Origin of the sequence: Eggerthella guodeyinii, from assembly GCF_009834925.2 — a bacterium.
Taxonomy (GTDB): Bacteria; Actinomycetota; Coriobacteriia; order Coriobacteriales; family Eggerthellaceae; genus Eggerthella; species Eggerthella guodeyinii.
Genome location: NZ_CP063310.1, coordinates 3,920,889 through 3,932,549, shown reverse-complemented (window position 1 = coordinate 3,932,549; position 11,661 = coordinate 3,920,889). Strand labels below are relative to the sequence as shown.

The window sequence follows — 11,661 nt, the reverse complement described above, 5'->3', positions numbered from 1 at the left end:
CCCTTACCGGTTGTTGGCGGCCTGGTTCGCCAAGCTTTCCAGGAGCTCCTGCATCTTCGCGATGACGGGCATCTCGCCGAGGCCGTAGCGTTCTGCAAGTTCCTTCATCGTGGGGAATGCCAGCCAAGTGCGGCCCGCTTCGTCCTCCCAAACGGCGATGCGCAGGGGAAGCTCAAGCGATATGCGCTGGTCGGCCTGCATGAGGGCGGTGCCAACCCGGGGCGAGCCGAACACCACGACCGTGGTGGGGCGCAGGTCGAGCCCCACGTCTTCGGCGTTCCGAGCGTGGTCGAACGTGGCGAACACGGGAATGGAGCGCGCCGCCAGCTCGTCCTTGAGGCGGCGAACCGTCTCGTCTGCGGGCAAGCGCCCTTCGACCAGGCAGAGGTTGCGCGCTTCCGATTCGCTCATAGCAGGCTCCTTCGACGTGTGCGGCTGCTGTCGTGTTCCACGATAGCGCGTTCTGGTCCGAAGGGCGCGTTTTGTTGGGCAGCGGTTGCGCGAGAGAACCCGAGGGAAAGCGGAGGCGCAGCGGTATACTGGTTCCACCACACGTTGGCGAGAGCGCGCCATCAACCAAAGGAGGTACCATGCAGGTCATTGAGGATCAGGTCATCAAGTTTTCCAAGGACAATGCACCGTGCGCGACCGCGCAGCCGGGCGAGGTGCTGCTGTTCAAGACGCAGGACTGCTTCGCCGGGCGCATCCCCAGCGAAGACGTCACGATGAAGGACCTCAACTTCTCGTACGGGTTCACGAACCCGGCCGCCGGTCCCGTGTACGTGGAGGGCGCCGAGCCGGGCGACGTGCTGGTGGTGGACATCTACGACGTGCAGGTGGCCGACCACGGCGTCATCGCCACCGACGACCACTGCGGCCCGCTGTTCGAGACGACGGACTACCGCAGCAAGATCATCCCCATCGAGGGCGGCATGGCCGACTTCAACGGCGTGAAGTTCCCCATCAACCCGATGATCGGCGTCATCGGCACCGCGCCCGACGGCGAGGACGTCATCGACGGCTTCGTGGGCGCGCACGGTGGCAACCTGGACAACAAGCTGATCACGAAGGGGACGCGTCTGTACTTCCCTGTGCGCGTGCCGGGCGCGCTGCTGCAGATGGGCGACGTGCACGCCACGATGGGCGACGCCGAGCTGTGCGGCACGGGCATCGAGATCGCGGCCGACATCACGGTGAAGGTGTCGCTGGTGAAGGGCTTCGAGCTGAACTGGCCCGTGCTGGAGACGTTCGGCGCGCACGGCAAGTGGTACGTGAACGCGAGCGCGCAGGAGTTCAACGAGGCGCTGATGAACGGCTGCAAGGAGATGCAGCGCCTACTCATGCGCATCACGGGTTGGGACGCCATCGACACCTACATGTACATGTCGGTGCAGAGCGACGTGGAGCTGAGCCAGGCGTGCAAGCCCTGCGAGGTACAGCTGAGCCTGCGCGTGGGCACGCCGAAGCTGGTGGATTTCCCGCCGCTGGTGCCGCAGCCGTAGCGCCAACTGCGTCGAGAGCGCAACGAAGCCCCGAGCCCGCCGCGAAGCGGACCCGGGGCTTTTTCGTGTTACAGCAGCGCGAGCAGCTCGTCCACGGCTTCGGGACGGGTGGCCCAGCTGGTGGCGAAGCGGACGACGGTGCGGCCGTCGGGCGTGCGCTCCCAGAAGCCGAACGACGCGTGCTCGGCCAGGCGCTCCTTGGTGGCGTCGTCCAGGACGACGAACTGCTGGTTCGTGGGCGAGTCGATGGCCAGCTCGTAGCCCTTCGCGCGGAAGCCCTCGGCGATGCGCTGCGCCAGCTCGACGGCGTGGCGGCCGATGCGCTCGTAGCGCAGCTCGCCCTCCACCTGGTCGAACAGCACGTCGAACTGCAATCCCAGGAAGCGCCCCTTCGCCAGCAGCGCCCCGCGCTTCTTCATGAGCGTGAAGAAGTGGTCGTCAAGCCCCGGTTTCGTGAACACGACGGCCTCGCCGCAGAACGCGCCCACCTTCGTGCCGCCGATGTAGAACGCGTCGCACAAACGCGCGATGTCGGCCAGCGTGACGTCGGTGCCCACGGCGGCCAGGCCGTAGCCCAGGCGCGCGCCGTCCATGAACAGCCGCATGTCGAAGTCGTGGCACACCTGCGCGAGCGCTTCCAGCTCGGCCAGCGAGTACACGGTGCCGTACTCGGTGGGATGCGAGAGGTACACCGCGCCCGGCGCCACGATGTGCTCGCGATTCTCGTCGCCCCAGTACGCCTCGCACAGCGCGCGCACCTCGGCGGCGTCCAGCTTGCCGTCGTGCTGCGGCAGCGGCAGCGTCTTGCGGCCGCACGCCTCCACGGCACCGGCCTCGTGCGCGGTGATGTGGCCGGTCGTGGCCGACACGATGCCCTCCCACGGCCGCAGGATCTGGTCGGCCACGGCCGCGTTGGCCTGGGTGCCGCCTACGAGGAAGTACACGGCCGCGTCGGGGCAGGCGCATGCCGCGCGGATGCGCTCGCGGGCGGCGGCGCACACCTCGTCGGTGCCGTAGCCGGACGTCTGGTCGAGGTTGGTGGCCATCATGCGCTCGAGGATGGCGGGATGGGCGCCTTCCATATAGTCGCTGTCGAAGTGGAGCATGGGGGTCGATCCTTTCTGGGAGGGGGTCTTGGCGCCTTGGCGCGGCGGGTCGGTCGGGGTCAGCGGCGGCTGGGCAGCACGCGGCGCTTGGGGATGACGATGGCGCGCGGTTCGAGGGCGAACAGCTCCGAGACGGTGAGCGTCTCCTCGCGGGAGATGGCCTCGTAGCGGCAGGTGTCGGTGCACGTGCCGCAATCGCGGCACAGGGCCGCGTCGAACTCGAGCAGCGTGCGGCCGCCGGCGGCTTTGCCCGCCTTGCGCAGCGCCTGCGTGGGACAGAAGCCCGCGCACAGCGCGCAGCCCGAGCAGCGTTCGGCGTCGATGTCTACGCGCGGCGCGAGCGCGCGCGGCACGACGGCGTCGCCGGAGGGAAGGCCCGCGGCGTGCAGGTCGTCGAGCAGCTGCCAGCGGCGGCGGTCGGGCTCGGGGGCGGGCGCGTCGGCGGCGCGTCGGCCGGCCAGCGCGTCTATCTGCGCCGATGCGGCGTCGGTGGCCGCTTCCACCAGCGCCGAACGCGCCTGCGAGAACAGGCCGCGCCGCGACACTTCGCCCGCGGCGTCCTCGTCGTCGGGCGCGGCCACGTCGTCCACGGCGTCGACGATGCTCACGACGGCGTCGAGCTGCCACGTGTCGAGGATGCGTTGGGCCGCGTCCGCCGCCTGCGGCAGCGCGTCCACGGCGGCGGCGTGCTCGCACGAGGCGCACGGGGCCGTCAGCAGCGCGATGCGCTGCGCGCCCGCGCAGGCCATGTGCACGATGAGCGCCTCGTCAACCCAGGCGAGGCAAGGCAGCGTCACCGTGCGCTCGGCGTCGATGCGCGCGCCGCCGCGCACGGCCCGCTCGCACACGAAGCCCCCGCAGGAGGAGCCCACGGCGCTCGCCGCCGCTTCGCCTCGGGTTCCGGCGGCCGGGGGTGTTCCCCCTTGGGGTGCTACTCCTCGGACCCCTCTTCCTTGCGCCGCGGTAGGGGCTTGCAGGTCCCCGTCATTCCCACGCGGCGCAAGGGGAAGAGCCGCTTCGCCCCCCGCAAGCGCCTCCGCAAGTCGAGCCGCCGCTCCCGCCTGCGCGCTTGCGTCCAGCAGCGCATCGTCGTCGAGCGGTGCGTTCGCCAGCAGCGCGGCCGTGGGGCACGCCGTGATGCAGCGGCCGCAGCGCACGCACGCTTCGTCGTCGATGCGCGGTCCGGTGGGCCCGTCCTTGGTCACGGAGCCGTACGCGGTGGCGGACGCATCGTCATCGCCGCGCGCCGCGCCCACCGCGATGGCGTCGACCGGGCACGCTTCGGCGCAGCGCGCGCAGGATGAGCCCAGATCGCGTTCGGGCAGGCAGCGCTCTTCGTGCAGCAGCGCTACGGCCGGTTGCTCGGCCAGGCGTTGCGCTATGTCGATGAGATTCGGCATCCCGTTCCCCCTGGGTGTTCTTCTCGTCCCGTCGTCCGCCGCCGCAGCCGAGGTGCGAGCCGCGGGCGACATCTCCCTATTCTACGACGCGTACTGCTCAAGGTAGTCGAGGATCTCCTGACGGGAGTGCAACCCGGTTTTAGCGTAGATGCGCTTGATGTGCGCGTGGGCGGTTCCCTGGGTGATGAACAGCTCCTCGGCCACGCGCTTCTGCGTGTAGCCCAGCGCATACAGCGCCATCACCTCGATCTCGCGGTCGGACAGCAGGAACTGCTTTCCCATCTCCTCGGCGTTGTGCTTCATGGAGGCTTGGCGCATGTCCGCGAGGCTTTCGTGCTCGTCGAGGCCCATGATCTTGAGCATGCTCTGGCGCCGCGCGCTCTGCTCTTCCTGTTCCTCGGCCGTGTGCCGGGTGATGTTGAGGAACTGCACGAACACCACCTGGGTGGACAGGACCACCATCGCGCCCATCACGGCGCTCATGAGGATGTCGTTCGAGTACAGCTCGTGGCTTCCCAGCAGCGCGATGCGCGCCACGGCGCGGCAGCCCAGCCACACAAGCCATCCCGCGATGGCGTAATAATACGGGTCGCGCCAGCCGTAGCTCATGAACGCGATGATGATATACCAGGTGAACCCTACCATGAGCGCGTTGAGCGTGGTGGTGAACACCGCGCCGATGTCCAGCATGTCGGGGAAGGCCGCGTACGCGACCAGCGCGAAGCAGGCCAGCAACTCCATGACCACGAAGATGCCCACGGTCATCACGTGCTGCCGGCGCTTCAGCACCAACGCGATGAGCGCGGCGCTGATGCCGATGGTCAGCGCGCCGTACGCCGCGCGCGTCACGGGCGTGAACGCGATGGCGGTGCCGTCGGGGTAGCCGCGCAGCAGGCCGATGACGATGGACAGGCAGCCGATGCCCAGCGCGGTGGCCGCGAGGAACTGCTTGCTTTGCAGCATGGTTTTGGAGAACCCGAAATAGTCGTTGGCCTGCGTCGGCGACACGATGGCGTGCGGTCGGCGCTGCTTGCGCGCCCACAGCATGCAGGGGTACTGCAGCAGCACGAGCACGGCGGCGGCGACGTTGCCCGCGAACACCGGCAGCAGCGTGCACAGGTAGATTTCCACTTCGCTGATGATGAGCGCGACGAACACGAACACGGCGGCGGCGGTGGTGCTCGTGCCGCGAGCGCGTCGCAGCCAATAATAGATGGCGCCGGACGACACGAGGGTGCACAGCGCGCTCAGCACGAAGCGCTCGCCCGCGCCGCCGCTGTCGAGCAGGTCGAACGCGGCCATCGCCACCAGCGCGAAGGCTTCCAGCGCCACGCACACGCGCATGATCACGTTGGTGGTGTGCTTGCGGATGGTGCGTTTGCTGACGGTCAGCGCGATGAGGAACAGCGCCAGAACGGACAGCGCCACCAGCATGGCGCCGTCGGTGAAGATGCCTTCGTCGGTGCTCGTGTAGCTGCCGTAGCTGTTTACGATGAGGCCTGCGCGGCCGAAAGCCAGACCGAGGATCAGCGGCCACAGCGGAGCGTAGCGGCGCGCCGTCCCGCTGAGTCCGCGGTAGGCATGGCTTTGCTCGGCGCTCTCGGGCGTCGGATCTGTTGTCGTGCGTGCGCCCAACCGTACGCTCCCTCCCGTGATCGGTACGAAGTTGACGCGGGCGCACGCCCCGTTCGCCTCGATTTATCCTGAAAGAGGGGATGCGGGCCGCGCGCCGTGGGTCATCATACCATACGGAAACCAGCGCATGGCAAAGGAGCGAACTTATGGTTGATGAAGAGGCTCAGCTAATCCGCGACGAAGTGATCCGCGCACTGGCTGAGCAGGGGGAAGACATCGAAGCGCTCGGTCTGCAGACTCCCGTCGAAGCCCAAATCGATGCCGAGCCCGTGGCGATGCCCGCATGGGATCACGTGGCCGAGGCGGCTGCCGAAGCGCGCGGCGACGCGGCGGCTGGCGAAGCGGGCATGGGCGACGAAGAGGTGGAGCGCCTGTTCTTGGCGGCGGTGTTCGACGACGTGCGCGCGCAGTCTGCGGACGGCAAGCTGGTTCAGCCGGCGCGCTGGCTTGGCGCGGGCCTCGTGCCGCAGCACTTCTCCGTCGATGACTGGGAGATGTTCGTCTACGAGTATCTCGAGGATCGCAAGGCCGAGCGCGACGAGCGCGCTGCCGCGGCTCCTGCGGCTCCCGTTCGCACGGCGACCCGCCCGGTGGGCGTTCCCCGCATGCTGCGCGTGGAGGAGGAGCCTGAGCCGGAGGAAGCGGAAGACCCTCGTCATCCCGAGCTCGGCGTGGAAGACGCGGAATCAGAGGATCCCGAGCGGCGCGACGACGCAGAGGAGGCCGGCGGCGACGAAGCGCTCGCGGGCGTTCCCTGCGACGACATCGTGGCGCTCGTCGGGAAGCACAGCTACTACCTCTACTCGAACGATCGCATGACGGACGCGTACGCTCGCTGGTCGTTCCTCGCCAGCGAGGACGATCGCGTGCTGACGTTCGTGGAGTGCGTGCGCGACGAGTCGCGGAAGTACCCGCGGCCGATGGAGGCGTCGTCGCTGTCCAACGAGCCGTTCAACCTGTCGGCCGACGAGATCGACGAGCTGTGGCGCACCGTGCACGAAAGCGGCGCCTATCCCGATCTCGACACCGTCACCGCGTCGAACGGCGATGTGTACTACTTCTCGACCGAGCACCTCACGCCCACCTACGCGGCGTCGCTCGCGGAGTGGAGCTCCGTCGAGCGCGACATGTTTCTGTAAACCGAACGCCGGCAAAGGCCGGCACGTACGGCGCCGCAGCGGCGCACGAAAGGGGCTTTCATGGAAGACGAGGCGCGCAACGTATACCGCGAGGTGAAGGATCGCCACGTGCTGCGCACGGCGGACGTGTACCAAACCGAGATCGAGGACGGCGTGACGGGGTACTCCGACACGCTGCTGTCGGTGGTGGCGAACTTCCGCAACGGCGGCGCCCCCGAAGGGTTCAACGCGCAGAGCATGGTGGGCAAGTCGAAGCGCGGCGAGGTGGCGTTGCGCCTGTTCGCCGTCATCGACCCCGAGACCGAAAGGTTCGTGCGCGTGGGCTTCAAAGCGCGCGGGTGCCTGGCCGTCACGGGCTGCGCCAGCGTCGTGTGCTCCATGCTGGAAGGCCGCACGTTCGACGAGGCCCTGGCCATCACCACCGACGACGTGAAGACGGCGCTCGACGGCGTCCCCGTGGACAAGGTGTACACGCTCCATTTCGCCGTCGAGGCCATCCGCGCCCTCATCGGCGACTACCTCGCGCACCGCGGCGCCACGCTCGAAGAGCTCGACGCCGTCGTGCCCTGCAATGCCATGGGCGTCCCCTGCATCATCTGCGAGCACTGCTCCTTCCGCTCCACCCGCGTAGACCTGAAGATGGCGGAGGCGTAGGGAGCCCCTGCTCCCTTCCCCTTCGGCGCGGCGGATTGCTTGGGATGCACGCGTCCAGCTTCGCGTCGTTCGCGCAAAGCCTCTCAACCAGGAATGCCCCCGGATGCAGCATCCGGGGGCATTCCTATAAGGAGGTCGGGGTCGCGGGGAGAGGGGGAGATGCGACCCCGTGTCGTGGGTTGCGTTACGGCAGCAGACCCAGGCCGTCGAGCTCTTCCTTCACGTCGGCCATGCCGTACTGGTCGAGGCAGGCGGCCGTCGGGCAGCCCTTCTCGTGGTCCCAGCCGAACGTGTCGTACACCATGCCCAGGGCGGTCTGGAAGTCGTCGCGGTCCATCTTGATGGTGCCCTCGGTGAAGGGCTGCTTGTCCGGATCGTGGTCGAACGTCCAGGCGCACATCGTGTCGTGGACGTTGCGCATGTCGTTCTCGCCCATCGTGCCGTCGTCCTTCGTCATGCCGCGCACGGTGTTGGCGCGCTGCAGCGTCATGATCTTGGCGCCGGCCTGGTACAGGTCGTCGGTGGTCACGTCCTCGCCGGTGACGGCCTTGAAGAACTTGGCCTCCAGGTCGAGGTCGCCGCGGTAGTCGCGCGACTTCGTCGGGCTCATGGTCATCGGCCACACCCAGTTGCACAGCGTCAGCGAGTCGTGCAGCACGTCGGTGACGATGCTCCACCACGCGAAGTTCGCCTTGCGCTCGTTCATGGGGGTGTAGTTCTTGTTCTGGTCGATGGCGTCCTTGCCGCCCCACACCTCCTCGGCGATCTGCTGCTTCAGCTCGAAGGGCAGGCCGCAGCCCTGGAAGTTCACGGCGGAGTGGATCATGTCGTCGCGGTTGAACATCATGTTGTACACGCCGCCCACCTGGCCGAAGCACTCGATGGCGTGGTGCACGGGCCAGCCGCGGTAGTTGATCAGCTGGCTGGGCTGCTGGTCGAACCAACCCGCGTCGTCCCAGCGCTCGGTCCAGTGATACGGGCCGTAGGCGATGTGGGCGATCTCGGAGTCGTTCTGCGCGATGTCGTGCAGCAGCTCCACCATGATGGTGGGGTCGTCATCATAGATGCGCTGCCAGTCGTACTTCGCCTTCTCCTCTTCGGGGAGGACGCGGTCGAACACGCCGGCCTTGATGCAGTGGGCGAGGTCGCGCCACAGCTGGGCGTAGTTGCACCACAGGCCCAGCTCGTCGATGGTGGTGCCGATCAGCGTGTTCCACACGATGCCCGACTCGGTGTCTTCCTTGATGTCGGTCTTCAGGATGCCGTTCATGTACTTGAACGGGAAGTTGGCCGCGCAGGTGTTGCCCGAGACGGTCTTGCCGCCCAGCTCGCCGGTGCGCTCGGTGCGCAGGTCGGAGTAGCAGTGGATGGGGCAGCTGTGGCAGCCGTCCATCTTGATGGTGTACTTCTCGGCCACTTCGCCCAGGTCGTACACCGACTTCATGCAGCGGTAGCCCACGGTGTTCAGCTCGCCGGGCTTCGGCTCGCCGACGTCGATGGGTTCGCCCTCGGCCATGCCCCAGGTCAGGCCCTTGCGCGCCGACCAACGGGAGCCTTCGTCGTAGAACTCGGCCCATTCCTGCTGCGTCTGCGGCACCACGTGGTTGTTGTTGGAGCCGATGACCTCGCGCAGCATGTAGTCGGACAGGTCGGCCACGGCCTGCGGGTCCTTTACGTGCACGCTGCCGTTGCCCTGCACCACGATGGCCTTCACCATCTTCGAGCCCATGACCGCGCCCGTCCCGGCGCCGGCCGAGTGGTTGCGGGAGTTCATGATGACCGCGTAGGGCAGCAGATTCTCGCCGGCGGGGCCGATGGTGGCCACGCACGACTCGACGCCTTCCAGGCGGTTGAGGGCCTCGGTGGCCTCGCGGGTGCCCATGCCCCACACGAAGCTGGCGTCCTTGATCTCCACCTTGTCGTCGACGATGTTCAGGTACACGGGCTTGTCCGACGCGCCCTCGATCACGATGGCGTCCCAGCCGGCCAGCTTGATCTTCGCGCCGATCATGCCGCCGCAGTGGGCGTCCACCACGAGGTGGTCCTTGGTGAACGTGGACAGGGAGCAGATGGTGGTACGGCCGGCCAGGGGCACGCCGGAGGCCGTCAGGGGGCCGACGGCGAAGATGACCTTGTTCTCAGGGGAGAAGGGATCGGTGCCGGCGGGCACTTCGTCGTACATGATCTTGTTGGCCAAGCCCATGCCGCCGATGTACTCCTTGTAAGGGTCGGTCGGCTGCGTCGTGATCGAGCCCGTGCTCAGATTGACGCGGAGGATCTTACCGGCCCATCCATACGATGTTTCGTCAGCCATGTTGCATCTCCAAATCTTGGATAGATTACTGAGGTTCGGTGTTGTGTGGGAACCTGCGGGTGCGACACGAGTGCTGACAACATTCGTCGCTCGCCAGTATGCCGATGCGGGCGGTCAGGGTATACCCTCTTTGAGGGTAATTTGGGGAACTCGCCGATCAGGGGCGAAAAGTCCCTCAAAGAGGGGAGGGTGTTTTCGTCGGCGCTTCCATACTGGGTACCGTTGTGTGGAGCCAAGAACGGGATCGAACCGAGTGTGAAACCGCCGTCGCAGCGCGGGCGTATAGAGGAGTTCGCGCGAGTACGCATGCGACGGAGGGACGAGGAAAACGACACTCACCGCACTCAAGTGAGGGAGGGAGCACCAGGCTATGTCAGATTCCAATCTGAACCAGAACACCTCCGAGGACCGGGACGCCAGGGCGAACGGGCCCGAGGCCGCCCCGGCCGCGGCCGCGCCAGCGCCCGAGGGGGATCCCAAGCAGAAGACCTTCACGCGCCGCACGGTGCTGGCCATGGCCGGCTGCGGCGTCGCCGGGCTCGCCGTGGGCGGCGTGCTGGCGTCGTGGGGCGTCACGTCGAGGTCGATCGCCTCGGGGCGCATCGAGATCCGCACCACGCCGACGAAGATGATCGTCACCGACCGCGCCCGCTGCTCGGGCTGCCAGCGCTGCGAGATGATGTGCACGCTGAAGAACGACGGCCGCGTGTCGCAGCACACCGCCCGCGTGCGCGTGTGGCAGAACTACAACTGGGGCGCGAACCCCGACGGCCCGGACGGCGTCTACAAGAGCTGCGAGTTCACCGTCGAGCACTGCAAGCAGTGCGCCGAGGCCGCCTGCATGGAGTACTGCCCGGTCCACGCCATCTACGCCAGCGAGGACAACGGCGCCCGCATGGTGGACGCCGACCGCTGCATCGGCTGCGGCATGTGCGCCTCGGCCTGCCCGTGGAACATGCCGCGCGTCGACTCCGAGAGCCGCGTGTCCACCAAGTGCGTCAGCTGCGGCCGCTGCGCCGAGCAGTGCCCGAACGGCGCCATCAAGTTCATCGACTGGGAGGACATCGCGCAGAAGGTCATCGAGCAGGGCGTCGTGAGGACGACGACCCTCGTGCAGGCGTGACGGGCGCCCGATCCGCGTCCCTATCCATGATATTCATCCCATGAAGCGAACGAGAAAGGAAGCAGGGCGATGATGGAAGACGAGGTCATGTTCTCGGTGCTCTCCACGTGCTTCGCGCCCGTCGACGAGGACGAGTGGAAGCGCGTCGTGGCCGGCACCGCGTGGCCGGACTTCCTCGACGCCGCTCGCCGGGCGTTGCAGGACGACGGGGCCCTCGGGACTTCCCCGACCCCGATATCCGAAGCGCGTCGGCGCTGCCCCTTGCAGGACTTCCTTTCCGTCGGCGAGGTGGACGCCCTGTTCCGCCCTCCGAGCTACGAGGAGAAGCGCGCGTTCGCCGCGCGCCATTTCACCGGAGGCCTGCCCGAATCGGCCATGCCGGTGGAGTCCCTGTACCGCTTGCGGCCGGTTGGCGCGCCGCCTTCCCCGCTCGCGCGGCGAGATGGGTCGTACATGGGGGATTCGGCGTCGTACATGCAGGACCTGGTCGAACGCCTGGGCTTGGAGGTGCCGCCGCAGTTCGCGGCCTGCCCCGACCACCTGGCGCTCGAGCTCGACCTGCTGGCGGTGCTGCTGCGAAGCGGCTTGCAGAGCGAGGCGCGCACGTTCCTCGCCGAACGCTTCGCATGGCTGACCGCCTATCGGATGCGCTTGCTCGCGCTCAAGGACGACGCGAGCTTCTATATCGGGCTGGTCGACGTGCTCATGGGCATTTGGGCACAGAAGTCGCCGGTGGAGATGAGCGCATGAACGACGCCGGACAGGATCGAATTCACGTGCATGCATAT

At 67.5% G+C, this 11,661-nt stretch carries 10 protein-coding genes; 5 read left to right on the top strand and 5 right to left on the bottom strand.

Annotated features, from left to right (window positions below; all coding sequences use genetic code 11):
* Positions 1 to 3 precede the first annotated feature (3 nt).
* Positions 4 to 411 carry a DUF302 domain-containing protein gene (locus GS424_RS16880; protein ID WP_218958873.1) on the bottom strand — a complete coding sequence of 136 codons (408 nt, stop codon included), beginning with the start codon at positions 409 to 411 and terminating at the stop codon, positions 4 to 6.
* A 179-nt stretch (positions 412 to 590) separates the two neighbouring features.
* On the opposite strand from GS424_RS16880, the gene GS424_RS16875 reads away from it, so the two are divergent.
* Positions 591 to 1,502, top strand: a complete 912-nt coding sequence (locus GS424_RS16875; protein WP_160940974.1) for an acetamidase/formamidase family protein — start codon at positions 591 to 593, stop codon at positions 1,500 to 1,502.
* 68 nt (positions 1,503 to 1,570) lie between these two features.
* Here GS424_RS16875 and GS424_RS16870 read toward each other — a convergent pair whose 3' ends face one another.
* From GS424_RS16870 to GS424_RS16860, 3 genes are all read right to left on the bottom strand, one after another.
* On the bottom strand, positions 1,571 to 2,608 hold the full coding sequence (locus GS424_RS16870) for a threonine aldolase family protein (RefSeq protein WP_160940975.1): 1,038 nt from the start codon (positions 2,606 to 2,608) through the stop codon (positions 1,571 to 1,573).
* A gap of 59 nt (positions 2,609 to 2,667) precedes the next feature.
* Positions 2,668 to 4,008: a 4Fe-4S binding protein gene (locus GS424_RS16865; RefSeq protein ID WP_160940976.1), complete on the bottom strand. Its 1,341-nt coding sequence runs from the start codon at positions 4,006 to 4,008 to the stop codon at positions 2,668 to 2,670.
* An 81-nt stretch (positions 4,009 to 4,089) separates the two neighbouring features.
* Positions 4,090 to 5,643, bottom strand: coding sequence for a helix-turn-helix transcriptional regulator (locus GS424_RS16860; protein ID WP_160940977.1), 1,554 nt, complete (start codon positions 5,641 to 5,643; stop codon positions 4,090 to 4,092).
* Positions 5,644 to 5,789: 146 nt separating this feature from the next.
* Here GS424_RS16860 and GS424_RS16855 point away from each other — a divergent pair, with 146 nt between their 5' ends.
* Both GS424_RS16855 and GS424_RS16850 read left to right on the top strand, forming a co-directional pair.
* A complete protein-coding gene (locus tag GS424_RS16855; RefSeq protein WP_160940978.1) occupies positions 5,790 to 6,782 on the top strand; it encodes a hypothetical protein in 993 nt (330 codons plus the stop codon).
* A gap of 60 nt (positions 6,783 to 6,842) precedes the next feature.
* Entirely contained in the window at positions 6,843 to 7,436 is a 594-nt protein-coding gene (locus GS424_RS16850; RefSeq protein WP_160940979.1) for an iron-sulfur cluster assembly scaffold protein, read from the top strand.
* A gap of 184 nt (positions 7,437 to 7,620) precedes the next feature.
* Here GS424_RS16850 and GS424_RS16845 read toward each other — a convergent pair whose 3' ends face one another.
* A complete protein-coding gene (locus tag GS424_RS16845) occupies positions 7,621 to 9,750 on the bottom strand; it encodes an aldehyde ferredoxin oxidoreductase (protein WP_154332441.1) in 2,130 nt (709 codons plus the stop codon).
* A gap of 370 nt (positions 9,751 to 10,120) precedes the next feature.
* On the opposite strand from GS424_RS16845, the gene GS424_RS16840 reads away from it, so the two are divergent.
* Both GS424_RS16840 and GS424_RS16835 read left to right on the top strand, forming a co-directional pair.
* Positions 10,121 to 10,873, top strand: coding sequence for a 4Fe-4S binding protein (locus tag GS424_RS16840; protein ID WP_160940980.1), 753 nt, complete (start codon positions 10,121 to 10,123; stop codon positions 10,871 to 10,873).
* Positions 10,874 to 10,942: 69 nt separating this feature from the next.
* Positions 10,943 to 11,623, top strand: coding sequence for a molecular chaperone TorD family protein (locus GS424_RS16835; protein WP_244977604.1), 681 nt, complete (start codon positions 10,943 to 10,945; stop codon positions 11,621 to 11,623).
* Positions 11,624 to 11,661: the final 38 nt, after the last annotated feature.